We start from the raw sequence: 25,639 nt of genomic DNA, 5'->3' as shown, positions 1-25,639 counted from the left end.
TAGGGTTGATTTTGGGACCCCGCAGGGTCTGCACCAGTCAGTCTCAAGTGAAGAGGAAACGGCAATGAGCACACCTCCCAACGACCCCAACTACGGCCAGGATCAAATGCCGCGCGATCCCTCGGCGGGACAGTCCGCCCCAGGCCAGAACGCGGCGGGCCACACTTCGTCGCCGTACGGATCGCCCAGCAATCCGCCCGCCAGCTACAACTACCCGGGGAACATGAGTCAGGTCGCCATGACGGAAAAGGGCCCGGCCCCCCAGGAAGTGAAGCGGGCTTTCTGGTTGATCATTGCTGCGGGCGCGCTCAGCCTGATCTCCAGCATCCTCAGCGCAACGTCAACGCAGCTGGAGGGCCTCGGTGCCGGCGCGGCAACCGCGATTACCGTGGTCTTCGCCGCCATCGCGACCGGCATCTACATCCTGCTGGCGATCTTCATCCGCAAGGGTCACAACTGGGCGCGGATCACCGCGGCGGTGCTGGCCGTTCTCTCGGTGCTGAGCTACCTCTTTGGCCTGCTGTCGGCATCAATCCTTGAGGGCAGTGAGCTGTTGCAAGGCCAGGAGATGGTCACACCAGGGCCGCTGCAGACCATCCTGAACATCGCTGTGCTGCTGCTCGGGATCGCCGGCGTCGCGATGACCTTCCTGAAGCCGGCCCGGCCGTACTTCCAGAAGCAGACCGCTCCCGGCCAGTATTAGATAGGCCCGAGCGGGAAACCGACTGCGCGAAACCTTCAGGCCTGAAACCTGCTGGGCCGAAACCTACTGGGCCTGAGACCTACTGGGCCGAACGGGCGCGGGAGCCATCTGTGATCTCCGGCTCCTGCGCCCGCTGTGCGTGATAGGCAAGGATTTGCAGCTCAGTGGCCATGTCGACCTTGCGCAGCTGAACCCCATCTGGCACCTGCAGCACCACCGGGGCGAAACTCAGAATGCTCGTGATTCCTGCCGCGACCAACCGGTCACATAGCGATTGCGCCACCGCCGCCGGCACGGCGAGGACCGCCATGTTGGCCCGGGTCCGTTCCAGCACCTGCTCCAGGTCGGTAACCGGGCTGACCCGCAGCCAGCCCACCTCCGCTCCGACAATGAGCTGGTCGGCGTCAAAGAGGGAAACAATCTCGAATCCCCGGGACTCAAACCCGGAGTAACCGGCGAGCGCCCGGCCCAGGTTGCCCGCCCCCAGGATGGCTACCCGCCAGTCATGGGTCAGGCCGAGCGCCGCCGAGATCTGCCGGTTCAGATATTGCACGTCATAGCCGACACCCCGTGTGCCGTAGGAGCCTAGGTAGGACAGGTCCTTGCGCAGGATCGGAGAGTTGACACCAGCGGCCTCCGCCAGGCGATCGGAAGACACCCGTTCCGTGCCTTCCGCCAGAAAGGAATTCAGGGCGCGTAAGTAAATGGTCAGGCGCGTCAGGGAGGCGCTCGGGATCTGGCGTGCGGCGTTGCCGCTCATCGACAGTCTCAGCTCGGGTACTTCCGGCGTCGTCACTTTCCATCGCTCCGTTGCTATCCACCAGCCGCTCAGGCGGCAGGGTTGCACGACGCCGGACTAGCCGATGCCGTGGGTAACTCCACTGTAGGGTGCCGAGTGGACCGCACAAAGCTGGCAGTGGCCGACCGAACAGTCACGGGGTCAGCAGCGACCGAAGTCGCCGTTCGTCAATCTTCCAGAAGTCCCGCTGCACACCATCAATGAACAGCACCGGGATCTCCTCGGCAAACTGGTCGAGCAGATCCGCCCTCTCCGCCGTCGACAGTTCCCGCCAGGGCATACCTAGATCGCCGCATACCAACTCGACCACGGCCCGGGCATCGGTGCACAGATGGCAGTCGGGCCGGGTGAGCAGCTCCACACGGCGTGCGGGTGCCCCGTTCCCTGGCGAGCCGGACTGGTGTGTTGGGATCATGCCACCAAGTTACCGCCTCTCCGATCACCGCGCGGCATCGGACCGGGCCCAGACTCAAGTGATTTAGACTCAGAGCATGTCCGTTGCCAGCACCGGACCCCTGCGCGTGATCCCAGGGGTAGCCGACACCCTCCCCGGCCCAGGAGGAGATGCCGCTTTCTTCGACGTCGACAACACCATGATGCGCGGCGCCAGCCTTTTCCACGTGGGACGGAAGATGTATCAGCGCAGGGCATTCACCCTCCGGTTCGCTACCGGGCTGGCGTGGAAACAACTCCGCTTTGTCATGCGTGGCGAGAACATGACCGACATCAATTCAGTGCGTGATGCGGCATTGGCCTTCGCCATCGGCATTGCCCATGAAGATGTGAAGGCTCTGGGCGAAGAGGTCTACGACGAGATGATCGCCTCCAAGATCTGGCCCGGCGCCCGCGCCCTGGCCGAACAGCACCTCAAGTCAGGGCGACGCGTCTGGCTTGTCACCGGGACACCCGTGGAGGTGGCCAGCGTGATCGCCAACCGGCTGGGTCTGACCGGCGCGCTGGGCACGGTAGGAGAAGTGGCTGATGGCCTGTACACCGGGAAGCTCGTGGGCGAGTTTCTCCACGGGCCGGCCAAGGCGGTTGCAGTTCGCGCCCTGGCGGAGAAGGAGGGCCTCAATCTGCGGCGGTGCTGGGGATACTCAGATTCTTTCAATGACATTCCACTGCTGAGCATCGTGGGGCATCCGGTAGCGATCAACCCGGACCGCAAACTGCGGCGGCATGCCCGCGAGAACAACTGGCCAATCTACGACTTCCGCAGTGGCCGCCGGGCCGCAACCCTGGGGCTGAAGGCGGCCACGGGCGCGGGGGCGGTCTACGGACTCTGGCGCGGGTTCACCAGGATGCGCGGGAACTAGGCAGCGCCCGGTTAACGCTCAAGGGCCCGTCACCGAAGTGACGGGCCCTTGAGCAAAACTGAAACTACTTCTTGTTGCGACGCTGGTGACGGGTCTTACGAAGCAGCTTGCGGTGCTTCTTCTTGGCCATACGCTTGCGGCGCTTCTTAATTACTGAACCCATAAAGTCCTCACAAACTGATCTTCGATTTCCGACCCGGCCCGGGTGGGGCCAAGGACCGGATTCTGACAATAACGCAACTACCTACGCGGATCGGCCTTCCCGCAAGGCGGGCACACAGCCAACAGCGCGTAAAACGCTCCTTAACAGGGTACCGCTAATTGTGACCTCTCCCGACCGGGCCTACATCGTGCGCATCGGGCACCTGGGCACCCGAGGACAACTAGCCAGTTTCGGAGTGATCGTCCACTACCGCGCCCCGGACGAACTGTTCGACCGCCGATTCCGGGACCCGGTAGGACCGGCCGAAGCGTACTGCTGGCATTTCACCGGCGTGAATCAGGCGATAAACGGTCATTTTGGAGACCCGCATCATGTCGGCCACCTCGGCTACGGTCACAAACCGCACATCCGAGAAGTTGCTCACTTCTACCATCACACCTTGCTCCTAAAAACTGAGGCTTGCACCCCCAACGTGTGCAGTCTGAGGCGTGCCTTGTGGCAGACCAAACGGCGTTTCACCACGTGAAGGGAAGATTCCGCCACCTAATATTCTAGTGGCTGATGTGACTAAAGTGAAAGTGCCATTGGACCCTGTAGGGCGAGGCGGGAGCCGCCGTGTCAGTCGCGTCGACGCCGCAGTTTCGGCAGTTGCGCGAAGAGATCAGCAGCGCGTTCGGCCGCCCTCCCCACGGTGCGCCCGAACGCCTGCTGACCGGCTAGATCGGTGGCAGGGTCAACGGCGGTCGCCAGCACCGTTGACGGGCGGGGAGCAACTCCGGCCAGTTCAGGCTCCGCTGGCGTCCGGGCCGGGAGGTCGAACGAACCCAGCCAAAGTTCTATCTCTCGCAGAGGCGCGGGGTTCAGTGAATAATAACGGCGCTGTCCCTGGGCCCGCATGGACACCAGGCCTGCAACGCGCAACACCTTCAGGTGCTTAGATACTGTCGGCTGGCTGACCTCGAGCTCGTCGACCAGCTCGCCAACCGCCTTGTCCCCCGCGCGGAGCGACCCGAGGATCTCCCGGCGGGTACCTTCGGCGACGACGGCGAAAACATCCTCAATGACCATTCCATTACCCTAGCGGCATATATGCGGTCGATGCTAGTCAAACCACGGATCAAGCCCGTGCAGCGGAAAAATTGCCTTGCGGGTGGCCATCACCGTGCGGTCCAGCTCATCATTCGGATCGTAGCCGACCTCCCAGGAACGCCACCAGGTATCAGCGCCGTCACCCATCAGCAGGGGCACGGTCGCCCCGTACTGCTCGAGCACGTATGAACGCCAGGCCTCGGGCACCGGGGTATGGGGACCGATTGACGCACCGGCGGCCACCGCGACCAGTGTTGACCAGACGCGGGGCACCACGCTGGTGAGGTTGTAGCCACCTCCGCCGGTGGCGATCCACCGCCCCTCGCAGATCCGTGCTGCCAGGTCACTGATACTGACCATCAGGTCGCGTTGGGCATCAACACTGATTCTGAGGTTGGTCAGCGGGTCGTCAACATGGCTGTCGCAGCCGTGCTGGCTCAGGATCACCTCGGGCTGGAATGCCTCTGTGAGCGGCGGAACCACCGCGTGGAACGCCCGGAGGAGGGCGCCATCGCCGGCCAGCGTCGGAAGCGCGACATTGACCGCGTATCCTTCGGCCCGCGGCCCTCCGATTTCGTTGGCAAACCCGGTCCCCGGGAACAGGGACATGCCTGTCTCATGCAGTGAAATGGTCATCACCCGCGGGTCATTCCAGAAGATACTCTGGGTTCCGTCACCGTGATGGGCGTCGACGTCGACATAGAGGACCCGTTGTGTCCCTGAGTCGAGCAGCCGCTGGATGGCGGCGGCGGCGTCGTTATAGATACAGAAGCCACTGGCCAGTGAACGGCCGGCGTGATGCATCCCGCCACCGAAGTTCACCGCGTGCACTGCGCGCCCAGCGACGATTGCGTCGGCGGCGGCGAGTGATCCCCCGACCAGCCGCGCGCTGGCCTCGTGCATGCCGACAAACGCAGGATTGTCCGCGGTGCCCAGGCCCATGGCCTGATCCGCCTGCCCGGGATCCACTCCGGCTGTCCGCACGGCGTCGATGTAGTCGTCGTCGTGCACGGTCGCCAACTCGGTGTCGCTGGCCACGAACGGTGGGGTGAGGGTGACGGCCTGATGGTCGAAGAGCCCCAGGTCAGAGGAAAGCCGTGCCGTGAGCGCCAGCCGCTGCGGGTTCATCGGGTGCGTCGGGCCAAAGTTGTAGGCCAGCATTGAGTCGTCCCAGACAACGCTGGTGGGGAACGACGCGGATTCGCTACTCATCACTGACAGGGTACGTGATGTGCGGGATGTCTGGACACGCTGGCCCCCCGAAAGTGGTTTACTACTCGGAGGACATCTGGTGTAATCCAGCCGAAGTCGAGACCGCGGAACCGGGGCAAAGCGAACGCTATGGCAAGACAACAGCCGTCCTGGCTGCGGGAAGAGCAGAGCGTGTACCTGCGGCTGCTGGCTCGCATCCGGGATTTCGTCGACGGGGTGGCGAACAGTTCACCCGCCCGCGTCGCGCTGATCATCTTCTTTAGCGTTATCCTCATTTTCACCGCCCTTCTCAGCCTGCCGATAGCGACCGCCGGCGGCGAGGCCGCCCCCCTGCACGATGCGATGTTCACAGCGGTATCGGCGGTCTGCGTGGTGGGGCTGACCGTGGTCTCCACTGCGGCGTACTGGTCCTTCTTCGGCCAGCTGGTAATCCTGATTGCCATTTTCGTGGGCGGCCTGGGCACCCTGACCCTTGCCTCGCTGCTCGCGCTGATGGTGAGCAAGCGGCTCGGCGTGCGCGGCAAGCTTCTGGCGCAGTCGGCCCTTAATAACGCCAGCCGGCTTGGCGAGGTGGGAACACTGCTGCGGATCGTGATCACCACGTCGGTGGTGGTGGAGATCGTGCTCGCCCTGATGCTGATCCCACGGTTCATGGTGTTGGGGGAACCGTTCTGGCTCGCCGTCTGGCACGGCGTGTTCTACTCCATTTCCGCTTTCAACAATGCGGGTTTCACGCCGCACTCGGACGGGCTGGTTCCCTACGAGACAGACCTGTTCATACTGGTCCCGATCATGCTCGGAGTGTTCCTGGGTAGCCTCGGGTTCCCGGTGATCCTGGTCCTGATCCAGTACCGCCACCGGGTCCGTAAGTGGACCCTCCACACCAAGCTGACGATCAACGTTTCGGTGATCCTCCTGGTTTTGGGTGCGCTCGCGTGGGGGGCGATGGAATGGTCCAACGACCGGACCATCGGGGCGTTTAGCGGCAGTGACAAGGTGATCCATGCCCTCTTCGCCTCGGTGATGACCCGCTCCGGCGGGTTCAACCTGGTGGACCAGTCGGAGATGGGCTCGGCGACGATGCTGCTCACCGACGCGCTGATGTTCGCCGGCGGCGGGTCGGCCTCCACCGCGGGCGGAATCAAGGTGACCACGATCGCCGTCATGTTCCTTGCCATCGTGGCTGAAGCCCGCGGCAACTCGGATGTCAAGGCCTACGGCCGCAAGATCCCCGAGGGTGTGATGAGGGTTGCCATCTCGGTCATCTTCATGGGCGCAACCCTGGTGCTGGTTGGCTGTGGAATCCTGCTCTGGATGACCGAGGAGGACCTCAACAGGGTGCTCTTTGAGGTGATCTCGGCGTTTGCCACCTGCGGGCTGAGCACCAACCTCAGCGCCGAGCTGCCACCGGAGGGCAAGTATGTCCTGTCCGCGCTGATGTTTGCTGGCCGGATGGGAACCATCACGCTCGCCTCCGCGCTTGCCCTGCGGCAACGCAGTACCCTGTATCACTACCCCGAAGAGAGGCCAATCATTGGCTGAAAGACCAGCACATAACGCACCGGTCCTGGTGATCGGACTCGGCCGCTTCGGCTCAGCCACCGCCGACCAACTGGTGAAGCAGGGCCGCGAGGTCCTGGCAATTGAACGCGACACCCAGCTCGTCCAGAAATGGTCGGGGGTCCTCACCCATGTGGTCGAAGCCGACGCGACCAACATCGACGCGCTCCGCCAGCTGGGGGCGCAGGAGTTCACCGCCGCCGTCGTGGGCGTGGGAACGTCAATCGAGTCCAGCGTCCTGATCACGGCGAACCTGGTGGACCTGGGCATCGACCATCTGTGGGTCAAGGCGATCACCCCTGCGCATGGCAAGATCCTGAAACGGATCGGTGCCAACCACGTCATCTACCCCGAGGCGGACGCCGGGGTGCGGGCGGCCCACCTGGTGGGCGGACGCATGCTGGACTTCATCGAGTTCGACGACGGCTTCGCGATCGTGAAGATGTACCCACCCAAGGAGACCCAGGGGTTCACCCTCGGCGAGTCAGCGGTGCGGTCCAAGTACGGAGTCACGGTGGTCGGCGTGAAATCGCCGGGCGAGGACTTCACCTACGCGCGTCCGGACACGAAGGTGACCAGCCGGGACATGCTGATTGTCTCGGGCCACGTGGACCTTTTGGAGCGCTTCGCCGCCCGCCCCTAGCCCGGGAGCACCCGGAGGGGCGGGGCAGTGTCAGCTGTCCAGCTCCTCGCTGATCGCCTTCGCACGGTTGCTGGCAGACCGGGCTCCCGCGGCAACGATCACGGGCAGGTCCAGCCGGTCGAAGGTGGCGATCGCCTGCTCGGTGGTGCCATTGGGGCTGGTCACTGCCCGCCGAAGCGCGATGGGATCGGCCCCCGGCTCCGCCAGCATCAGACCGGCCCCGGCCACCGTCTCGGTGGCCAGGACCTTGGCCAGGTCGGGATCCAGGCCCAGCTCCACGCCGGCCGCCGCCATGGCCTCAGCGAGGTAGAACACGTATGCGGGGCCGGAGCCGCTGACCGCTGACAGGGCGTCGACCTGGCTCTCCGGAATATCCACCACCGTTCCGGCCGAGCCAAGGATCTCCCGCGCCTGCGACATCAGGGCCGTATCAGCGTGTGTTCCCGCCGAAATGGAGAGAACCCCCCGGCCGAGCCGGGACGGCGTGTTGGGCATCGATCGGATGACCGGCTGGCCGTCCGGGAGCGCAGCCTCCAGCATCGCAAGGGAGATGGCGGCGGCGACGCTCAGGACGGTGGTGGTCGGTTTCAGTACCGGCCCGATCTCGCGGGCGAGGTCGATCGTTCCCACTGGCTTGACACCCATGATGACGACGTCGGCTCCCGCGGCCGCCACACGGTTGGCCTCCGGGTCTTCCGACGTGGCGAGCACCGTAATGCCATGTGTGCTGCGCAGCTCTGCCGCCCGTTCCGCGCCCCGAACCGTCGCTGTCACCCGCTCGGGTGGGAGTCCGCCGGCGAGTAATCCCCGCAAAATTGCCTCGTTCATGGAGCCGCAGCCGAGGAAGGAAATCGTGGGTTCAGGGGTGTTTTTCATGAATCCATCCTGCCACGGAGAAATTCACAGCGATATCCCAGCCTTTTCGGGGTAATCCGCGAGGCAATAACAGTACACTCGTTATTGCCTCATAAAGGTGCGAGTGATGACGGATCGGACCCTCGTGGTCTGATCCGTCTCAGGTGCCGGTGAGCGACTCAGGCTTGCCCCCCACTTGCCTGGACAGCTTGCCGGCACCGTTTCTTTTAAGCCCAACACTCAGGTACCTCACGGCTAACACACAAATAGCGGTCCTAGTGTGGGTAACACCTCCTTGAGGTGCGAGTGATATCAGTCAGGCTTCCTTGGCCTGACCCAGGTGCCGTCGAGCAAAAGCAAGTGTTTCACCCAACCACTTGTCCCGCTCGTCGGCACCTTTCGCTTTTCTGGTACTGACCTCCACCGCCACCACACCGGTGAATCCCGAATCAGCGAGGAACTGCAGTGACTCGGCGCAGCGTTGTGTGCCCTGCCCGGGCAACAAATGCTCGTCCCTTCCATTGGGCGTGCCGTCGGTCAGGTGTACATGCGACAGCCGGTCGCCCAGCGTCCGCATCTCGTCGAGCGAATCCATCCCGGAGATCGCCGCGTGGGAAAAGTCCCAGGTGACGGCGTCATAGGCCTGCGGCACCGGGTTCCAGTGCGGCAGGTAGGCCTTCGCCTCACGCCCGCGGACCCGCCATGGATACATGTTCTCGACGGCGACCGTAACTCCGTACTCCGCGGTGATGCGGAGCACTCCCTCCGCGAAATTCTCCGCGTAGCCGCTTTGCCATCGAAATGGGGGGTGCACCACCACCGTGTCGGCGCCCACCTCCACAGCCATCGCAGCGGACATTTCCACCTTGGTCCACGCTTTGCCCCACACCTGCTGGGTGAGCAGGAGAGTCGGCGCATGGATCGCCACAATCGGCTGGTCGTACTGCCGGCTGAGAGCACTGAGCATGTCCGGGTTCTGGCTCACATGATTGTTGGTGACCATTACCTCCACGCCGTCGTATCCCAGGCTCCGGGAGACCGCAAAAGCCTCATGCACCGCGAGGGGGTAGACGGACGCGCTGGAGAGAGCGATCCGCACCCCGTTCCGCTCCGGTGCAGACTCCCCGCTCACAGCGCCGCGCGCCCTGCCCACGGGGTGTCTTGGAGGGCAGAGTTGAGTTGCACGTGACCCACGCCGACAGCAGGCATCGGTTCCTGGGCTTCGAACATCAGGGTGTCGAACCTTCGGAGCAGTAACCCTTCCCGCAGCGCCCACGGGCAGATCTTGATGCTGTCCACCCTGAACGCCTTGAGGGCTGCCTCGGCCACCAACGCACCCGCCAGCACCTGCGCCGCCCGGGCCTCAGAAACACCGTCAAGGTTGACCCGGTCCTTCACGGACATGGCTGCCAACCGCTTGGTCCACAGGGACAGGTCCTCAAGGCGGAGTTCCCTGCCCACAAACGGCCCCGCCGCCGACGGCGCAGCCCCGGCCAGCCTGGCCAGCGAACGAAACGTTTTCGATGTCCCCGCCACCAGATGTGGTTCACCGAGGGCGGCGAACTCGGTAGCCGCTTCCTTCATGGTGCCGCGGATGTACCTCCGGACGTCCTTGACGCTCTTCGCACTCGGCGGGTCCTCGGCCAGCCAGTCCCGGGTGAGCCGCCCGGCTCCCAGGGGCACTGAGATAGCGACCTCGGGCAGCTCGTCGGCTCCCATGGCCATTTCGAAGGAGCCACCACCGATGTCAAGGTTGAGAATTGAACCGGCGCTCCAGCCGTACCAGCGACGGACGGCCTGGAACGTCATGGCCGCCTCCTGGTCTCCACTGAGCTCCTGAAGCGCTACGGCCGTCTCCTCTTTGACCCGCTGCAGCACTGCGGCGCCGTTCGCCGACTCCCGGATCGCTGAGGTGCAGAACGCGAGGAAGTCCTCAGCTCCGTGCCGATCGGCAAATTTCCTGGCCTCCCGGACAAAACTGATCAGCTCGACCTGACCCTGATCGGTGATGGCGCCGTCGGCGTCCAGGTGCGCCACCAACTGGAGTGAACGCTTGTGGGATGCGAAGGGCACCGGTCGCGCCCCGGCATGTGCATCAACCAGGAGCAGGTGCACGGTATTTGACCCGATATCGAGGACGCCTAGACGCATGGTTCCATTATGTCTCGTTAGCTACTTTCGTTGACGACGCGCCCCCACGACATCCTGTGACTGATCCAGACCTACCCAGTGGCGCACGCCACCAAACCCCTACTTCCGCGCAGCAACCTTACGCTTGGCGGGGGCACGGCTGGCCGTCTTCTTCTTCGGCGCCGGCCCCTTAGCGCGCTTCTCTGCAAGCAGGTCCAGCGCCATCTCACGGGTCAGCTCCTCGATGGCCATCGACCGCGGAACGGTGATGTTGGTGACGCCATCGGTGATGTACGGGCCGAAGCGACCGTCCTTGACCACTACCGGCTTCTCGGAGACCGGGTCATCGCCAAACTCGGCGAGCGGCGGGGCAGCCACCCGTCCCCCACGCTGCTTCGGCTGCGAGTAGATCTCCAGTGCCTGCTCGAGGGTGATGGTGAAGATTTCCTCTTCCGACCCGATGGATCGCGAATCGGTCCCCTTCTTCAGGTAGGGACCGAATCGCCCGTTCTGGACAGTGATCTCCTTGTCCTCGTCGGTTCCGAGGACCCGGGGAAGGTTCATCAGCTTCAGGGCATCCTCGAGCGTAACCGTCTCCAGGGACATCGAAGCAAACAGGGACCCTGTCCGCGGCTTTTCCTTCACCGGCTTCTTGGGCGGCTTCGGCTTGCCGTTCTTGTAGTACTCGACCGGCTGTTTGGCCAGTTCCTCCTCGGTGACCTCCGGGATCAGTTCGATCACATAGGGTCCGTACCGGCCGTCGCGAGCCACGATCGAGCGCCCCGTCTCGGGATCCTCCCCGAGAACGCGTTCTTCGGTGCCGGACGAGTTCATCAACTCGATGGCCTTCTCGACGGTCAGCTCATCGGGGGCGAGGTCCTCCGGAACATTCGCGCGTTGCGGCTCGGTGCCTTCCTCGGCGTCAGGGTCGAGCGGCTTCTCCAGGTAGGGGCCGAACTTGCCGACCCGCAGGGTAATGCCCTCGGCGATCTCGATGGAGTTGATCTTGCGTGCATCGATTTCGCCCAGGTCGTTCACGATGGTGTGCAGCCCGGTGACCTTGCGGTCCCCGTAGTAGAAGTGGTTCAGCCAGTCGACCCGGCCGGCCTCGCCGCGGGCAATGCGGTCCAGATCCTCTTCCAGTTCGGCGGTGAAGTCGTAGTCGACGTAATCGTGGAAATGCTCCTCCAGCAACCGGACCACCGAGAAGGCAATCCAGCTGGGGACCAGGGCCTGGCCCCGGGTGCGCACATACCCGCGGTCCATGATGGTCGAAATGGTCGCGGCGTAGGTGGAGGGACGGCCGATGCCGAGCTCCTCCAGCACCTTGACGAGGGACGCTTCGGTGTAGCGCGGCGGCGGCGAGGTTTCGTGTCCGACCGCGGTGACTTCCTCGGCGCCCAACTTGTCCCCCGCCGTGAGGTTCGGGAGCCGTGCTCCCTGCCCACCGTCGTCGGCCGTGTCCTGTTCGTTGCGGCTGGCGTCCTTGCCCTCCTCGTAGGCGGCCATGAAGCCGCGGAAGGTGATCACGGTTCCGGAAGCCGAGAACTCAGCGTCGCGCGTCTTGCCGTCCGGTCCGGTCGCCAGCGCTCCCAGCCGGAGGGTCGCCGTCGACCCCTTGGCGTCCGCCATCTGGGATGCGACGGTGCGCTTCCAGATGAGCTCGTACAGCCGGAACTCGTCGCCACGGAGCTGCCCCGCCACCTGGGCGGGGGTGCGGAAGGAGTCCCCCGCCGGACGGATGGCCTCGTGGGCCTCCTGCGCGTTCTTCGACTTGCCCTTGTATACCCGGCGGGCGTCCGGTACATATTCGGCGCCGTACAGTTCGGACGCCTGGCGGCGGGCAGCGTTGACTGCCTGGTCCGACAGGGCTGGCGAGTCGGTTCGCATGTAGGTGATGTAGCCGTTTTCGTACAGCCGCTGCGCCACCTGCATGGTCACCCGGGAGGAGAAGCGGAGCTTCCGCGCCGCTTCCTGCTGCAGGGTCGACGTCGTGAACGGCGCCGCCGGGCGGCGGGTGTAGGGCTTGGTGTCCACTGAGCGGACCGCAAACTCTGAAGTCTGGAGTTCGGTCGCCAAGGATTCGGCGGTCTCCGCGTCGAGCCGTGCCACTGTCGACGACTTCAGCTCACCCAGGTCGGTGAAGTCCTTGCCGGTGGCCACGCGTGCACCGTCGAGGCTGACCAGTTTGGCGCCGAACGATTGCCGCTCCCCACCACTCAACGGTGAGAATGTTCCGGTCAAATCCCAGTAGGAGGCGGCGCGGAACGCCATCCGCTCACGTTCGCGTTCCACCACGAGCCGGGTGGCGACGGACTGTACCCTGCCGGCGGAGAGACCGCGGGCAACCTTGCGCCAGAGCACGGGGGAGATTTCGTACCCGTACAGGCGGTCCAGGATGCGACGGGTCTCCTGGGCATCGACCATGGGGGTGTCGAGTTCACGCATTTCCAGCAGCGCTCGCTGGATGGCTTCCTTGGTGATTTCGGGGAAGGTCAGCCGGTACACGGGAACCTTGGGCTTGAGGACCTCCAGCAGGTGCCAGGCAATCGCTTCACCTTCACGGTCACCGTCAGTTGCGAGATAGAGGGCTTCGGCGCCTTTGAGTGCTGCCTTGAGTTCCGCAACGGTTTTTTTCTTGTTGGCGGACACCACGTAGTAGGGCTCGAAGTCATTGTCCACATCCACCGCGAACTTGCCTACACTGGTCTTCTTCAACTCAGCGGGAAGGTCGGAGGGCTGGGGAAGATCCCGGATGTGCCCCATGGACGCCGTGACCTCAAAGCCCTCGCCAAGATAACCCGCAATGGTCTTGCTCTTCGCGGGTGACTCAACGATGACGAGCTTGCGGCCGGGCTTCTTGTCCGTTGCCTTAGTGGGCACTTCTCTCCTATATATAGGTCGCTGATTTTGGTGGTGATTCAGCGTGGTTCGTGACGGGACGCCACTGGTTCTCTGGCCCCATACCCTTCACAGTATGCGGTATGCCTTCTTGCAATAGGGTAACGGCTCCTGTGTAGGGGTGGTCACAAAAGCGCAATAACTGTGTACAACCTCTCGTCGCCGGAAGCCCCGCGGGGGTGGCCACCGCAGGCCCTGGACGGACGCATCCTGACCCTATTGATCGTCGGCCGGGATGAGGAAGCCGTCGAGGAGGATTTCCCGCACCTCGGCGAGAAGCGCGTCCCGGAAGGCCGCGTCGTCCTGGCCGAGGAGGGCACCGAGTGCCATCGTGATCTGACCGGCGGAGAGCTCGCCGTCGCAAGCGGAGACAAAACCAGCCAGTTCCGTGCTGAGGAGGTTGGTGCGCCGGAATCCGGCACCCTGCCGCAGCAGGATCACGCCGGGATGTTCCGCGCCGGGGCGCTGGTGCCGTTCCTCGGTAACATCATCAGCCACCATCAGGTGCTGTTCGGCGAGGTCCTCGGCGTGCGCCGTCGACCAGTCCTGCCGCCGCAGGGCAGCACCGATGTGGGGGCCGATGGGTTGCTCCAGGGGGTGGGTGATCTCCTCGAACCGGCGCAGCGGTGCGGTCACCGCCTGGCCGACGCTGCGCGGTGAGTGCGCCCGGAGCACTACCGAGCCGAAACCGATGGATTGAACGTCCCGGGTGGCGAAGTCAGCGAGATACGCGGAATAGCGGTCAGCAAACCGGTGTGGGTCGCGGGTTTCTGCGGCGTCCCGCAGCCAGGTCAGGGCATATCCCGACGGCGTGAGCTGTTCCCGCTGGATTACCCAGCCGTCCACTCCGGCCGGAATCCAGGACTCAATCCGCTCGTACCATGCGCCGCCGCCGGACGTGATCTCCCAGTTGCCCAGAAGCTGGGCGGTTCCACCATCGGTGAGTAGCCCCGGGAGGTCCCTGACCAGGGTGGAGACAATGTCGTCTCCCGGCAGACCGCCGTCGCGGTAGGTGAACTGGTTGTCGGCGGTTTCACCGGGCAGGCGCGGGGTAATGACAAATGGTGGGTTGGAGACGATCAGGTCGAAGGTCTCCCCCGCCACGGGATCGAGCAGGCTGCCCTGCCTGAGGGTGACCCGGGCGCCGAGATCCGTGGGGTCGAGGTGGAGACCCTCAGCGTTCAGGAGCAGGTTGAACCGGGTGAAAGCGAGAGCTCGTGCCGAGATGTCGGTGGCGGTGACGTGCCGTGCGTGATCAAGAAGGTGAAAGGTCTGGATTCCGCAGCCGGTGCCCAGGTCCAGGGCACGGTCGACGGTCGGCCGGATGGTCAGTTGGGCGAGGTTCAACGAGGCTTGACCGATTCCGAGGACATGATCGCGTCGGAGGACGCCAGGCCGCTGGTGCTGCCCGAGGTCGCTGGCAACCCACAGGTCCCCGCTCGTGTCCGAGGTATAGGGCCGAAGGTCGAGAGCTGCATGCCATTCGTCTTCGTCAGACGGCTCAGCCAGTCCCAGGCGGTGCAGTCCGGCCGGTTCCGTGCGGGGGAAGGCTTTACCCAGTTGTTCGTCCGATACCCGCTCGCCGAGCATCCAGAGCAGGACAGGGACTGCCAGCTGGCCACCGGTGGTCTCCGAGTGCTGGCAGGCGAGCAGCGCCGGGATGAGCTGGTCCTTCTCCAACGCCTGCCAGGCCTCGATGCCGACCAGGTCAGCGACGCCGTCGACCGTGTAGTTCAATGCCAGAAGGTCAGCGGCCAGCTGCCTGAGCAGCGCCTGGTCGTTGCTGGCCGGTGCGTCGGGGACGTCGGCCGTGAAGTCCGGAGGGGTCACGCGGCACCCGCTGCGGTGGCCTCGGACTCGTCGGATTCGCAGCCCTGCGGGCAGCGCAGGGTCGAAGGAGAGGCCGCGCAGTCGGCGCAGTAGAGCGTGAGGTTCCGGCAGGCAAGGTTGGAACAGTTCTCGAACTTGTTGGTGGGTGTTTCGCAGCGGACACACTTGCCGATGGTCTTCGCGTCCTTGGAAAACTCGACGTGCATGCGTTTGTCGAACACGTACAGCGACCCTTCCCACAGGCCTGAGTCACCGTATTCCTCGCCGTACCGCACAATCCCGCCGTCCAGCTGGTACACCTCGGTGAAACCACGGTTGATCATCAGGCTGGACAGCACCTCGCAGCGGATCCCCCCGGTGCAGTAGGTGACCACGGGTTTGTCCTTGAGGTCGTCATACCGGCCGGAGTCCAGTTCGTTGACGAAGTCCTGGGTCGTGGCCACGTTGGGCACAATGGCGTTCCTGAACCGCCCGATCTGCGCCTCGAGGGCGTTGCGGCCGTCGAAGAAGACGACTTCCTCCCCGTTGGCCTTCTTCGAGTCCACCAGCCGGTGCAGGTCAGCCGGCTTGAGGTGGGTACCGCCTCCTACCACCCCCGAGTCGTTGACTTTGAGTTCGTTCGGGGCACCGAAGGACACGATCTCGTCCCTGACCTTTACGCTGAGGCGTGGGAAGTCGTTCGCGCCACCATCCGACCATTTGATGTCCATCTTCTTGAAAGCCGGGTATTCGCGGGTGGCTTTCACATACTGTTTCATCGCGTTGAGCTCACCGCCCACTGTGCCGTTGATACCGTCTTTTGACAGCAGGATGCGTCCCCGCAGCCCGAGCTTCTCGCAGAGGGCGCGCTGCCACAGGCGGACGGCTTCCGGATCGGGCAACGGGGTGAAGGCGTAATAGAGCACAATGCGGTTCATGGACACGCATTTAAGCATAACGGCCCCTGTCATGGCAGGTCTCAAATGCGCTACGGCCGGGTAATTCTATGTTCAATATCTCTCGTACAAACTATGGTCATTGCATGAGCGCAACCCTCTCTGAAGATTTGATGAAAACGTGGATTTCCGGTTGGTCCGCCTGCCGGGGTTATCAACCGCATGACGATGGCCGGACGGTGTCCGTTTTGCTGACCGACACCGGTAACCAGCTCGAACACTTCGTCTATGAACCATCCGATGAGGAGGCGCTGGCGCTCGCCACCGAAACGAAGGCCGATCCGAACCGTCTCCTGACAGTGGTCACCACCAGAATGAATGATCTGTTGACGACGCTGCGTCCCCTCGGGCTGCGCGTGATCGACAACCGTCAGGCACTGATGACCGTCAATATGGACGGCCAGGATGTGGAGGAGCCACGGGTGCCGGACGAGGTGTTCTCCCTGACCCACCTGCGTGAACCATCGTGTCGGCGGGTGATGGTGACAGCCAATGGTGAGGAAGCCGCCCGCGGCTCGGTCGCCGTCGAACAGGAGTTCGCGGTCTACGACCGCATCATCACCAACGAGGCGTACCGGCGACGGGGGCTCGGCAGCTTCGTCATGCGGGCGCTCACCTCGGCGGTCCTCGAGGATGACGTGCAGGACGGGCTACTGATGGCCTCAGCAGATGGCCAGCAGCTGTACCAGTTCCTGGGCTGGACCCATCTGGCCGACGTGTTTGTGATTCGCGCCTGATCGCTCCGCCCGGGCGGAGCGGACCCGCGCTCCCCGCGGGTGGGGGGCAGCCGGAGTGACACAATGGCACCGTGGCCCAACATGACTCCCTCATCCCCCTGCTTGGTGGGGGCGCCGAACCGGAGCAGCTGGTCCACGTCCGGCAGATCCCGGCCCGGCAGGCCGTCACCGAGCCATGGCCGGCCTGGGCGCACCCCGACGTTGTCGCCGCCTACGGCGCACTGGGGGTTCCCACGCCGTGGCGGCACCAGGTCACCGCGGCCAACGCCGCCCATAGCGGGCAGCACACCATTGTGGCCACCGGAACGGCATCCGGAAAGTCACTCTGTTATCAGTTACCGGTCCTCGACGAGATCCACCGGACGGCACTCGGAGACCAGGTTTCCTTACAGCCCACCGGCTCGGTGGCCCTGTACCTCGCCCCGACCAAAGCCCTCGCCGCCGACCAGCTGGCCGCCGTCAAGGCTCTGAACATTCCAACGGTGCGGGCGGAAACCTACGACGGCGACACGGATCCCACCGCCCGCCGCTGGATCCGGGATCACGCGAACCTGGTGCTGGCCAACCCTGACATGCTGCACTACGGGATCCTCCCCAACCATGCCTGGTGGGCCAGGTACTTCCGACGGCTGAAGTACGTGATCATCGACGAGGCGCACAGCTACCGGGGAGTCTTCGGGTCCCATGTGGCGAACCTCCTGCGGCGGCTGCGCCGGGTCTGCGAATACTACGGCGCCTCCCCCGTCTTCATTGGGGCCTCCGCCACCTCGGCCGACCCCGGGGCCTCCTTCGGGAAGCTGATCGGCGGCGAGGCGACCCCCGTTGTTGAGGACAGCTCGCCCCACGGGTCCACCACAGTGGCCTTCTGGGAACCTGAGCTCACCGAGCTCCGCGGGGAGAACGGCGCCCCCAAGCGCCGGACCGTCATCGCCGAGACGTCTGACCTGTTGACGAACCTGGTCTCCGCGCAGGTGCGGACGATCGCGTTCATCAAGTCGCGACGGGGCGCCGAGAGCATCGCGGCGATGTCGAAACGGTTGCTCCACGAGGTCCATCCGAGCCTGCCTTCCCGGGTTGCGGCCTACCGGTCGGGTTATTTACCCGAAGAGCGCAGGGAACTGGAGGCGGCGCTCCGCAGCGGGCAACTCCTTGGCGTTGCGAGCACCCCCGCCCTGGAACTGGGCATCGACATCTCAGGGCTGGACGCGGTGCTGGTGGCTGGCTGGCCGGGCACGCGGGCGTCGCTCCTGCAGCAAATCGGGCGGGCCGGGCGTTCCGGTCAGGATGCCCTCGCCGCTTTCGTCGCGAGCGACGACCCACTGGACACGTACCTGGTGCACCACCCGGAGGCGGTGTTCGACGTTGGGGTGGAAGCCACCGTGTTCGACCCGACCAACCCGTATGTGCTGGGCCCTCACCTGTGTGCGGCGGCGGCGGAGCTTCCGCTGACCCCCTCCGAGTTGCCCCTTTTCGGGGTGGGTGTCGAAGCCCTGCTGGGCAAACTGGTGGCGCAGGGGTATCTCCGGCAGCGACCCGCGGGCTGGTTCTGGACCCATCCGCAGAGTGCAGCCGCGATGGTGAACCTTCGCGCGGACGGCGGTGGACCCATCAGCATCGTCGAAACCGGGACCGGCACGATGCTCGGCACCATGGATTCGCCGCAGAGCCACTACCAGGCGCACGCCGGCGCGATCTATGTGCACCAGGGGCAGACCTATGTGGTGGACGAACTCAACGAGCAGGATCATTGCGCGATGGTGACCCGCTCGAACCCTGACTACTACACCCAGGCCAGGGACATCACCGAGATCGAGGTGATCGGGACTGACCGCACCCAGGACTGGGGTGGAGTCCAGATCCGGTTCGGTGAGGTGCTGGTCACCACCCAGGTAGTCTCCTTCCAGCGGAAGGCCTTCGTCTCCAACGAGATCCTCGGTGAGGAACCATTGGAGCTGGGCGCGCGTGACCTCCACACGAAGGGGGTCTGGTTTGAATTCGACCAGCGGTTGCTGGAGGCCAACGGCCTGACGGCAGCCGATCTGCCGGGAGCCCTACACGCCGCCGAACACGCCGCGATCGGCCTGCTACCTCTCGTGGCGTCAAGCGACCGCTGGGACATCGGCGGAGTGTCGACCGCCCTGCACGCCGACACCATGGTGCCGACCATCTTCGTCTACGACGGCCACCCGGGTGGGGCAGGCTTCGCCGAACGGGGGTACGACGCCGTCAGGATCTGGATCAAGGCGACCCTCGATGCGATTCGCGCCTGCGAGTGCGACACCGGGTGCCCCTCCTGTGTGCAGTCACCCAAGTGCGGGAACCGGAATAACCCGCTGAGCAAGTCAGGTGCCACCACCCTGCTTGCCCTCCTGCTGGCCCAGGACCCGGGCGGCAACCCCAGCAATCCTGGTATCCCGGGCTAGGGCGTGTCTCCTTATTGTTCGGTGAGGTCTTTGGGATGCTGGTGGTATGTCACGTACTGCTGTTTTGTCGGATGCTCAGTGGGCTCGGATTGAGCCGTTGATGCCAAGCTCGGACGGAAGCCCGGGCCGCCCCTTCAACAATCACAGGCTGGTCGTTGAGGGCATCGTTTATCGGTTCCGGGCAGGAATCCCGTGGCGGGATCTGCCGGAGTGTTTCGGGTCGTGGAAGACGGTGTGGAAACGCCACCGCCGGTTCAGCAGCGATGGCACCTGGGACAGGATCCACACCCAGTTGCTGGCAGAAGCTGACGCGGCAGGGATGATCGATTGGGAGGTTTCCGTGGACTCGACAGTGAACCGGGCTCACCAACACGCAACCAACCTTCCGCGCACCACAGGGGGACCTGTCGAATTACATGAAACTGCGCGAGGAGCCTCCTGACCACGCGATCGGCCGCTCCCGTGGCGGGTTGACGACGAAAATCCATCATCTCTGCGACGGGAAAATGCGGCCGTTGGTGATGCTCATCGGACCGGGCCAGGGCGGGGACTCACCAATGTTTCCGCTCTTGCTCGATGCGTTGCACGTCCCGCGGATAGGCAAAGGCAGGGCTCGGACCAGGCCGGACCGGGCGTTGGGAGATAAGGCGTATTCTTCCAAAGCTAACCGGAACCTCCTGCGTTCCCGCGGGATCCAGGCGGTCATCCCGGAACGCTCCGACCAGCAAGCGAACCGTAAACGCCGCGGCCGCAGTGGTGGAAGACCCGTCGGTCTCGACAGGGAAGCCTACAAACGGCGCAACGTCGTTGAACGTTCCTTCAACACCTTCAAACAATGGCGCGGTCTGGCCACCCGGTACGACAAACTCGCCCTCACCTACCGCGGAGGAGTCGTACTCCGAGCCATCACTATTTGGCTCAAAGAATTAGGAGACACGCCCTAGGCGGATCAGGGCGGCCATCCCCAGGTTGACGGGTCAGGGCGGCGATCCCCAGGTTGGCAGATCAGGGCGGCCACCCCCAGGTTGGCGGGTCAGGGCGGCGGCCCGGCACGCGCCCGGCCGGTCGCGTCCGGGACCAGCGCGAACCAGTGGGCCGCTGGGCCCACCCTGACAGAGGTGCGCACCTCCACGACGGTGCCACCCGGTCCGTCCCTGCTGCAGGACTGCAGGGTTGCCCCATGTGCCGCTGCGGTTTCGGCGGCCACCGTACAGGGGTCGCCGGGAAGCAGTCCGCGGGACGCGTCCGCGGCGGCCAGCGCTGCCAGATCGGCAGCAGTGGCTGCCCGGGACGCCGTAGCGCCTGCCTGGGCCAGCAGAACCACCGCGGCAATCAGGGACATGAGCAGCACTGCGAGCCCGCAGGTCAACACTGTCCCGGCTCCCACCTCCGCGCCAGCGCCACGGCGCCGCCGCTGCGTCCACCCCCTCATCAGGCGTGCACCGCGGGTACCTGACAGGGCGTTGCCGGGCAACCACCCCGACGGCTACCGGGGTCGGGACGGCTACCGGGGCCGGGAGAGCAAGCGGGGCCCGGAGGACAAGCGGTGCCGAAAGGGCGAGCGGTTGAGTCATTACCTGCGACTGACGCAACCGGATCCGGCGTCCGGGGGGCTTGCTCCTGGAGTTCGGCCCGGGCCGTGGCGGACGCCGACAGGTCCCATCCCAGAAAATCCATCCCGGGCAGGGAGACACTCGACCCGACGGTCACCGTGGTCCAGACACCCTGCTCCGCCACTTCCAGCCGCGACTGCGGGCCCGCGAGCCTGCGCACCGTTGCCTCCACCTGATCCGCTGGCTCTCCCCGGACCACTTCCCGGGCGCCCGCCCGGGCCGCCTCTTCCAATCTGAGCTGGGTCAGTCCAGCCGTGGCGGCGCCTAGAAGCAGTGCCAGAAGCAGGATCAAGGACGGCAGTGCCACCGCCACTTCCGCCGTCACCGCCCCGCACTGGGATTCGGGCCGTCGCGGGCACTGTGCTGGCTCACGGCGGGGCACCAGACCGGTCCCGCGCCGAGGCCGACGTCTCATTGGGTGGGGGTGGGGGGACACCGTGGGCTACCCGAAGCTGAGGGCCGAGCTGATCAGGTTCATCAGCATGCCCCTGACCTCACCGCTGGACAGAATCGCCACCAGCAGGGCAGCGAACCCCACCGCAGCCAGGGTGGCAATGGCGTACTCCGCGGTTGCCATCCCCGCCTCTGACCTGCCCAGACGACGTACCTCCCTGGCCAGGCGCCGGCCGCTGCTTGAAACGAATACCTTGATTGACGACATATCTTCCTCCGTGTGATCCATCTGGTGAGAGCCCCGCCCCTCGGGGTCTCGATCGGCTAGGACGCTGCTGTGTCCTGCTGAGACTCTGCCCGTTCACGCGGGGCTGCGGTTCGCCCGCACTCGTTATGTGGATAAGTCGCCGACAGTCGGCCACCCGAGCGACTGCCACCGTCATGACGATCGCCACGCTCACGGTCATGGCAACGGCAAACGCCCACGGCAACGGCAACGGCAACGTTGACACTGCGTTTACTGGACTGCCGGTGCTGGCCCTGCCCCGGGTCACGCCCAGCGCGGAAGCAGCGCCAGGACCACTGGAAGCACCCCCAGGCAGATGAAGGCCGGCAGATAGCACAGCCCCAGGGGAACTACCAGGCGAACACCGAGGGTCGCGGCACGCCGTTCTGCCTCACCATTTCTCCGGCGCCGCAACAGTGCGGCGTAGGAGTGAACCATCCCGGCCGAGGATGCACCGGTCAGCGCGGAGAATCGCAGCGCATCCCTCAGTTCCGCCAGCACCCGACGGGTGGGGCGATCTGCTTGCGACAGCGCTGAGTTCCAGGCCGCGTCCCAGTCCGCTCCGAGGGTGAGAGCCCCCGTTACGCACCGGAGCCCCCACGCCAGGGGCGGCGGGCAGGAACTGGCAAGCGCTCCCAGCGCATCCCCAACCGGCGCACCCGCAACCAGCATTGCCCCCAGCAGGTCGATCATCACGGCCGGGTCGAGCGGATGGACCGCTTCCTCCGGATGATCGCGGTCGCGGAATGGGTGCCACCCCTGTCGCCGACCGGTACGCGGCGGATTGAACTCCACGCCTGAGACACCGCCGGAGTACCAACCTTCGGAGTCCAACGCCGCGATCCGGAAGCGAAATGAGCTGGCCAGCAGCCAGAAACCGGTGAAGGCCAGGAGAAAGACCACCACACCGGTCATCCCGACTCCTTTCCGGCCGCGGCGACCAGCCGTCCGGACCAGAACCGCCCCAGCAGCATCAGCAAGACTCCCGCACACAACACCGTTACCCCGGCAGCCGATCCAAAGAGGACGGCGAGCGGCTGAAGCCCGGTCAGATAGCCCAGCCCGAGTCCGACCATGGGTAGCCAACCGAGCAACCTGGCCGTCGCCGTCGGACCCGCCAGGGCGGTCGCACGGGCTGATGCCGAGTCGAGTGCAAGGTCGAGCTGGGACGCGTATCGACTGAGGACCTCGGTCAGCGGTGCGCCGCTCCGTTCTGAAACCTCCAGACACACTGCCAAATCCCGCCATAGGCCGGCGCACACCGAGGGTGGCGTTCGCGCCCGGCCTGGCCTGAAGCCGCTGGACCTGGGTGGCTCGGCGGCCGCGGTCCGAAGCACCTCCGGGACACCCGCGCCGATGGCTGCCGCCTGCTGGGCGGCCCTCAGCACGGGTGCCGCGAAGTGGGCGAAGCCGGCTGCAGCCCTTCGCCCGTTGCCGTCGTCGGTCGCCGGGTAGAGCAGGGCAATGTCCTGCCACAGTTGGTGCGGTGACCTCCCGACCTGCAGCAGGGTGGTGAGTTGATGCACGAACAACGGCAACTCTGCCGGATCGACGGCGGCTGGCCGCGCGGAGCGCCTCCAGCCGATGACCCCGCTGGTCCGCCGAGGAACCAGACCGTCGCCACCGTCGGAGGGGAGGGCAAGGATCAGGAAGCTCGCCAACAGGAGAGCGCCGACCATGGTCCCGGTCATCGGGACGGCCCGTGCCCGAGCAGGTTTTCCAGCCGGGGCCAGCCGGGTGCCCTGTCGCACCCGCCGGCACTCCGGAGCAGAGCCGGCCGCACCACCAGGTGGCTCGCCTCGTCCAGTTCCACGAGGCCGATTGCTGCGACCCGGCGGCCACTGATGGTGCGGACCAGATGCACGACGACGTCGAGGGCACTGGCCGCCTGCAGGGTGACGGCTTCGCGGCTCAATCCCGCCAGCGATCCCAGCGCCGTCAGACGCCCCGGGACTGTTTCAGCCGAGTTGGAGTGAATCGTTCCGCCGGCTCCCGAATGGCCGGTATTCATCGCGGCCAGCAGTTCCCGGACCTCGGCTCCACGGCACTCGCCGACAATCAACCGGTCCGGTCGCATCCGGAGCGCCTGCCGGACCAGCTCTGCCAGGTCCACGGTTCCGGCGCCCTCCACATTGCCGTGACGACACTGCAGCGGCACCGTGTGGGGATGCCGCGGGGTCAACTCCGCCGAATCCTCGACGGTGATCAGCCGTTCGGTAGGGGCGCTCAGCGCCAGCAGAGTCGACAGAAGGGTGGTCTTGCCGGTGCCGGTGGCGCCGCTGATCAGAAAGTTGAGGCGCTGTTCCACCACCGCGCGCAGCACCTCCGACATTTCCGTCTCGAGGGTGCCGGACCGGGTCAGCTCCCCCAGAGTGAACTCGCGGGGGCGCTGGATGCGGATGGACAGCAGCGTTCCGCGATTGGAGACGGGGGTGAGGACAGCGTGCACCCGGAACGTCCTGAACCGGACGTCGGCGCAGGGGTTGCCGTCGTCGAGCCGCCGCCCACCCGCCGAAATGAGTCGAACGGCCAGCGACCGTACCTCGGCGTCCGCGTCGAAGCTCACCGCGGCACGCCTCAGACCGTCGGCGCCGTCCACCCACACCTCGTCGGGCCCGTTGACCAGGATGTCGGTGACCATGGGGTCAGCGAGAAGATGCTGCAACGGCCCTAAACCCTGCAGCTCGGCCTGCACCCGGTCCACGGTGCGGAGGGTCCCCGCGGACCCCAGCAGCTTGCCGGTCGACTGGACCGCCGCTGCCAGGCGGGCACCGGTCAGTGGGAGCTGATCCGCCAGGACGGCCCGGCGCACTTCGCTGACCATTGACCTTCCGACGTCGCCAGGTAGGCGGTCGCCACGGCGGATCGCCGGCCGGTCGCTCATCTCCGTGTCCGCCCAGCCACGTCCGGCAGCGAGTCAAGGAGGGCGGACGTGAGCCGCCGGAGAGCCCGCTGGGACCCGAGTTCCAGCAGCCGCCCCTGATGTTCGGCGGTGTACACGCCGCGCAGCTGGGGAAGGTAGCCAGCCAGCGGTAGCCCAGTGAGCTCAGCCACCCGGTGTGGGTCCAGCCCCGAAACCAGCGGGCCGCGGGCGACTACCGAGCCAGGCAGGTGCTGGGTCTGGTGCGCCAGGGAGCGGGCTGCCGCAATTGATCTGGCACGGCCCGGAACCAGCAGCACTACCGCGTCGCAGACCTGCAGCAGCGGCCCGCCTGCCGGCCAGCCCGACGGCAGATCGACAACGGTCAGCGTGAAGGCGGTGCGGACGGCATCCACCACCGACGGCGCGGCCGGGGAGGCAAGGATGTCGGACTCGGCTGCACCGGCTCCGCTCATGGACAGGATTGAGACACCCGACACCGTGGGCAAGGCGCCGACCAGCTGATCGGGATTGAGCGTGCCGCTGACTTCACCCAGGTCCTCCCACCGCACACGCGGCCCCCGCCCGGCCCCCAGCGCCAGATCCAGCCCTCCCCCACCCGGATCACCATCGAGGAGCAGGGTGGATCGGCCGGAGCGGGCGGCGGCGAGCGCCAGCCAGCAGCTGAGGGAACTTGCCCCTGCCCCGCCCGTGCTGCCCAGCACTCCCAGCAGATGACCTGCCGGACCCCGGGTCCGTAGTGCAGCGAACCTCCCGGCCAGCCAAGGTGCCGCGGCCGGTAGCAGTGCGACCTGTGACGCGCAGATCCGTGACGCCACTTCCCACGCGCTGGTCTCCTCTCCCTGCAGCCCCACCAGGATCAGGTCACTGTCCGACGTCGGCCCAGTCGCGCCGATGTCGGTTCCCACCAGCAGGACTGCTGGCCGCTGCATCCGTGCCTCAGACAGCGTCCCGGTGACCGTCAGCTCAAGACCCGCGGCAGCTGCCACCCGTGCCGTCTCGTCGCGGATGCGTTGCGAGCCAGTCACAAGCGCCGCACCCCCGTCGTCGGGTGCCGGGAGCCACGGTTGGCCAGTTGTCATGCCCTTAGCGTGCCGCGGGAAGCAGCGCTTACCCTGACTGCTCACTGCCAATGTGGACAAAGCGTCCGACGTCGCATCCGGTGGAGGA

The 25,639-nt window shown here is 65.5% G+C and carries 25 protein-coding genes and 1 pseudogene; 7 read left to right on the top strand and 19 right to left on the bottom strand.

Features of this window, described 5'->3' with window-relative positions; translation table 11 throughout:
* Positions 1–64 precede the first annotated feature (64 nt).
* Positions 65–703 carry a hypothetical protein gene (locus H4V95_RS03320; protein WP_196865383.1) on the top strand — a complete coding sequence of 213 codons (639 nt, stop codon included), beginning with the start codon at positions 65–67 and terminating at the stop codon, positions 701–703.
* 79 nt (positions 704–782) lie between these two features.
* Here the strand turns inward: H4V95_RS03320 and H4V95_RS03315 are convergent, their stop codons facing one another.
* Both H4V95_RS03315 and H4V95_RS03310 read right to left on the bottom strand, forming a co-directional pair.
* Positions 783–1,463, bottom strand: coding sequence for a redox-sensing transcriptional repressor Rex (locus tag H4V95_RS03315; RefSeq protein WP_196865596.1), 681 nt, complete (start codon positions 1,461–1,463; stop codon positions 783–785).
* 172 nt (positions 1,464–1,635) lie between these two features.
* Positions 1,636–1,917 carry a glutaredoxin family protein gene (locus H4V95_RS03310; RefSeq protein WP_209728752.1) on the bottom strand — a complete coding sequence of 94 codons (282 nt, stop codon included), beginning with the start codon at positions 1,915–1,917 and terminating at the stop codon, positions 1,636–1,638.
* A gap of 76 nt (positions 1,918–1,993) precedes the next feature.
* Here H4V95_RS03310 and H4V95_RS03305 point away from each other — a divergent pair, with 76 nt between their 5' ends.
* Entirely contained in the window at positions 1,994–2,818 is an 825-nt protein-coding gene (locus tag H4V95_RS03305; RefSeq protein WP_245345553.1) for an HAD family phosphatase, read from the top strand.
* Between the two features lie 64 nt (positions 2,819–2,882).
* Here H4V95_RS03305 and H4V95_RS03300 read toward each other — a convergent pair whose 3' ends face one another.
* The 4 genes from H4V95_RS03300 to H4V95_RS03285 form a co-directional block, all read right to left on the bottom strand.
* The gene (locus H4V95_RS03300; protein WP_003792170.1) at positions 2,883–2,981 is read right to left on the bottom strand and encodes a 30S ribosomal protein bS22; all 99 of its coding nucleotides are present in this window, start codon (positions 2,979–2,981) and stop codon (positions 2,883–2,885) included.
* Between the two features lie 220 nt (positions 2,982–3,201).
* Positions 3,202–3,414, bottom strand: a complete 213-nt coding sequence (locus H4V95_RS03295) for a helix-turn-helix domain-containing protein (RefSeq protein ID WP_196865598.1) — start codon at positions 3,412–3,414, stop codon at positions 3,202–3,204.
* Positions 3,415–3,599: 185 nt separating this feature from the next.
* Complete coding sequence (locus H4V95_RS03290) at positions 3,600–4,049, bottom strand: helix-turn-helix transcriptional regulator (protein ID WP_196865385.1); 450 nt, start codon at positions 4,047–4,049, stop codon at positions 3,600–3,602.
* A gap of 33 nt (positions 4,050–4,082) precedes the next feature.
* Positions 4,083–5,282, bottom strand: a complete 1,200-nt coding sequence (locus tag H4V95_RS03285) for an acetoin utilization protein AcuC (RefSeq protein ID WP_196865386.1) — start codon at positions 5,280–5,282, stop codon at positions 4,083–4,085.
* A 129-nt stretch (positions 5,283–5,411) separates the two neighbouring features.
* On the opposite strand from H4V95_RS03285, the gene H4V95_RS03280 reads away from it, so the two are divergent.
* The gene (locus tag H4V95_RS03280) at positions 5,412–6,824 is read left to right on the top strand and encodes a TrkH family potassium uptake protein (RefSeq protein WP_245345552.1); all 1,413 of its coding nucleotides are present in this window, start codon (positions 5,412–5,414) and stop codon (positions 6,822–6,824) included.
* The gene (locus H4V95_RS03275) at positions 6,817–7,485 is read left to right on the top strand and encodes a TrkA family potassium uptake protein (protein WP_171585775.1); all 669 of its coding nucleotides are present in this window, start codon (positions 6,817–6,819) and stop codon (positions 7,483–7,485) included. The genes H4V95_RS03280 and H4V95_RS03275 overlap by 8 nt, the downstream gene beginning before the upstream one ends.
* A gap of 30 nt (positions 7,486–7,515) precedes the next feature.
* On the opposite strand, the gene proC is transcribed toward H4V95_RS03275, so the two are convergent.
* The 6 genes from proC to H4V95_RS03245 all read right to left on the bottom strand — a co-directional run bounded on the left by proC (position 7,516) and on the right by H4V95_RS03245 (position 16,124).
* On the bottom strand, positions 7,516–8,361 hold the full coding sequence (proC, locus tag H4V95_RS03270) for a pyrroline-5-carboxylate reductase (RefSeq protein WP_209728750.1): 846 nt from the start codon (positions 8,359–8,361) through the stop codon (positions 7,516–7,518).
* Positions 8,362–8,656: 295 nt separating this feature from the next.
* A complete protein-coding gene (locus tag H4V95_RS03265) occupies positions 8,657–9,472 on the bottom strand; it encodes a sugar phosphate isomerase/epimerase (RefSeq protein ID WP_312883931.1) in 816 nt (271 codons plus the stop codon).
* Positions 9,469–10,491 carry a Ppx/GppA phosphatase family protein gene (locus H4V95_RS03260; protein WP_209728748.1) on the bottom strand — a complete coding sequence of 341 codons (1,023 nt, stop codon included), beginning with the start codon at positions 10,489–10,491 and terminating at the stop codon, positions 9,469–9,471. The genes H4V95_RS03265 and H4V95_RS03260 overlap by 4 nt, the downstream gene beginning before the upstream one ends.
* A gap of 99 nt (positions 10,492–10,590) precedes the next feature.
* Positions 10,591–13,353: a type I DNA topoisomerase gene (gene topA, locus H4V95_RS03255; protein ID WP_209728746.1), complete on the bottom strand. Its 2,763-nt coding sequence runs from the start codon at positions 13,351–13,353 to the stop codon at positions 10,591–10,593.
* Positions 13,354–13,587: 234 nt separating this feature from the next.
* The gene (locus tag H4V95_RS03250) at positions 13,588–15,201 is read right to left on the bottom strand and encodes a class I SAM-dependent methyltransferase (protein WP_209728744.1); all 1,614 of its coding nucleotides are present in this window, start codon (positions 15,199–15,201) and stop codon (positions 13,588–13,590) included.
* Positions 15,198–16,124, bottom strand: a complete 927-nt coding sequence (locus tag H4V95_RS03245) for a rhodanese-related sulfurtransferase (RefSeq protein ID WP_209728742.1) — start codon at positions 16,122–16,124, stop codon at positions 15,198–15,200. Before H4V95_RS03245 ends, H4V95_RS03250 begins: the two co-directional genes overlap by 4 nt.
* A gap of 98 nt (positions 16,125–16,222) precedes the next feature.
* Here H4V95_RS03245 and H4V95_RS03240 point away from each other — a divergent pair, with 98 nt between their 5' ends.
* The 3 genes and pseudogenes from H4V95_RS03240 to H4V95_RS03230 all read left to right on the top strand — a co-directional run bounded on the left by H4V95_RS03240 (position 16,223) and on the right by H4V95_RS03230 (position 20,240).
* Positions 16,223–16,873: a GNAT family N-acetyltransferase gene (locus tag H4V95_RS03240; protein WP_196865393.1), complete on the top strand. Its 651-nt coding sequence runs from the start codon at positions 16,223–16,225 to the stop codon at positions 16,871–16,873.
* A 71-nt stretch (positions 16,874–16,944) separates the two neighbouring features.
* Positions 16,945–19,296, top strand: a complete 2,352-nt coding sequence (locus H4V95_RS03235) for a DEAD/DEAH box helicase (protein ID WP_196865394.1) — start codon at positions 16,945–16,947, stop codon at positions 19,294–19,296.
* 46 nt (positions 19,297–19,342) lie between these two features.
* A pseudogene (locus H4V95_RS03230) lies at positions 19,343–20,240 on the top strand (IS5 family transposase).
* Positions 20,241–20,329: 89 nt separating this feature from the next.
* Here the strand turns inward: H4V95_RS03230 and H4V95_RS03225 are convergent.
* The 7 genes from H4V95_RS03225 to ssd all read right to left on the bottom strand — a co-directional run bounded on the left by H4V95_RS03225 (position 20,330) and on the right by ssd (position 25,551).
* On the bottom strand, positions 20,330–20,728 hold the full coding sequence (locus H4V95_RS03225) for an Rv3654c family TadE-like protein (protein ID WP_196865395.1): 399 nt from the start codon (positions 20,726–20,728) through the stop codon (positions 20,330–20,332).
* Positions 20,728–21,324, bottom strand: a complete 597-nt coding sequence (locus H4V95_RS03220; RefSeq protein ID WP_209728740.1) for a TadE family type IV pilus minor pilin — start codon at positions 21,322–21,324, stop codon at positions 20,728–20,730. The genes H4V95_RS03225 and H4V95_RS03220 overlap by 1 nt, the downstream gene beginning before the upstream one ends.
* A 27-nt stretch (positions 21,325–21,351) precedes the next feature.
* Positions 21,352–21,570: a DUF4244 domain-containing protein gene (locus tag H4V95_RS03215; protein WP_196865397.1), complete on the bottom strand. Its 219-nt coding sequence runs from the start codon at positions 21,568–21,570 to the stop codon at positions 21,352–21,354.
* A 282-nt stretch (positions 21,571–21,852) separates the two neighbouring features.
* Entirely contained in the window at positions 21,853–22,503 is a 651-nt protein-coding gene (locus tag H4V95_RS03210) for a type II secretion system F family protein (protein ID WP_209728738.1), read from the bottom strand.
* Positions 22,500–23,267: a type II secretion system F family protein gene (locus tag H4V95_RS03205; RefSeq protein ID WP_209728737.1), complete on the bottom strand. Its 768-nt coding sequence runs from the start codon at positions 23,265–23,267 to the stop codon at positions 22,500–22,502. Before H4V95_RS03205 ends, H4V95_RS03210 begins: the two co-directional genes overlap by 4 nt.
* Positions 23,268–23,275: 8 nt before the next feature.
* Positions 23,276–24,472 carry a TadA family conjugal transfer-associated ATPase gene (locus H4V95_RS03200; RefSeq protein WP_245345550.1) on the bottom strand — a complete coding sequence of 399 codons (1,197 nt, stop codon included), beginning with the start codon at positions 24,470–24,472 and terminating at the stop codon, positions 23,276–23,278.
* Positions 24,469–25,551 carry a septum site-determining protein Ssd gene (ssd, locus tag H4V95_RS03195; RefSeq protein ID WP_209728735.1) on the bottom strand — a complete coding sequence of 361 codons (1,083 nt, stop codon included), beginning with the start codon at positions 25,549–25,551 and terminating at the stop codon, positions 24,469–24,471. Before ssd ends, H4V95_RS03200 begins: the two co-directional genes overlap by 4 nt.
* Positions 25,552–25,639: the final 88 nt, after the last annotated feature.

It is taken from the genome of Arthrobacter sp. CAN_C5, from assembly GCF_017875735.1.
GTDB lineage: Bacteria > Actinomycetota > Actinomycetes > Actinomycetales > Micrococcaceae > Arthrobacter_D.
This window is presented reverse-complemented; position numbering and strand designations above follow the sequence as displayed.

Coding starts and splice junctions, on each gene's coding strand:
- H4V95_RS03285 (WP_196865386.1), bottom strand. CDS start 5,282: ATGAGTAGCGAATCCGCGTCGTTCCCCACCAGCGTTGTCTGGGACGAC.
- proC (WP_209728750.1), bottom strand. CDS start 8,361: ATGAAAAACACCCCTGAACCCACGATTTCCTTCCTCGGCTGCGGCTCC.
- H4V95_RS03215 (WP_196865397.1), bottom strand. CDS start 21,570: ATGTCGTCAATCAAGGTATTCGTTTCAAGCAGCGGCCGGCGCCTGGCC.
- H4V95_RS03280 (WP_245345552.1), top strand. CDS start 5,412: ATGGCAAGACAACAGCCGTCCTGGCTGCGGGAAGAGCAGAGCGTGTAC.
- H4V95_RS03205 (WP_209728737.1), bottom strand. CDS start 23,267: ATGGTCGGCGCTCTCCTGTTGGCGAGCTTCCTGATCCTTGCCCTCCCC.
- H4V95_RS03210 (WP_209728738.1), bottom strand. CDS start 22,503: ATGACCGGTGTGGTGGTCTTTCTCCTGGCCTTCACCGGTTTCTGGCTG.
- H4V95_RS03305 (WP_245345553.1), top strand. CDS start 1,994: ATGTCCGTTGCCAGCACCGGACCCCTGCGCGTGATCCCAGGGGTAGCC.
- H4V95_RS03225 (WP_196865395.1), bottom strand. CDS start 20,728: ATGAGGGGGTGGACGCAGCGGCGGCGCCGTGGCGCTGGCGCGGAGGTG.
- H4V95_RS03240 (WP_196865393.1), top strand. CDS start 16,223: ATGAGCGCAACCCTCTCTGAAGATTTGATGAAAACGTGGATTTCCGGT.
- H4V95_RS03300 (WP_003792170.1), bottom strand. CDS start 2,981: ATGGGTTCAGTAATTAAGAAGCGCCGCAAGCGTATGGCCAAGAAGAAG.
- H4V95_RS03310 (WP_209728752.1), bottom strand. CDS start 1,917: ATGATCCCAACACACCAGTCCGGCTCGCCAGGGAACGGGGCACCCGCA.
- H4V95_RS03220 (WP_209728740.1), bottom strand. CDS start 21,324: ATGAGACGTCGGCCTCGGCGCGGGACCGGTCTGGTGCCCCGCCGTGAG.
- H4V95_RS03200 (WP_245345550.1), bottom strand. CDS start 24,472: ATGAGCGACCGGCCGGCGATCCGCCGTGGCGACCGCCTACCTGGCGAC.
- ssd (WP_209728735.1), bottom strand. CDS start 25,551: ATGACAACTGGCCAACCGTGGCTCCCGGCACCCGACGACGGGGGTGCG.
- H4V95_RS03295 (WP_196865598.1), bottom strand. CDS start 3,414: ATGGTAGAAGTGAGCAACTTCTCGGATGTGCGGTTTGTGACCGTAGCC.
- H4V95_RS03320 (WP_196865383.1), top strand. CDS start 65: ATGAGCACACCTCCCAACGACCCCAACTACGGCCAGGATCAAATGCCG.
- H4V95_RS03315 (WP_196865596.1), bottom strand. CDS start 1,463: ATGAGCGGCAACGCCGCACGCCAGATCCCGAGCGCCTCCCTGACGCGC.
- H4V95_RS03290 (WP_196865385.1), bottom strand. CDS start 4,049: ATGGTCATTGAGGATGTTTTCGCCGTCGTCGCCGAAGGTACCCGCCGG.
- H4V95_RS03260 (WP_209728748.1), bottom strand. CDS start 10,491: ATGCGTCTAGGCGTCCTCGATATCGGGTCAAATACCGTGCACCTGCTC.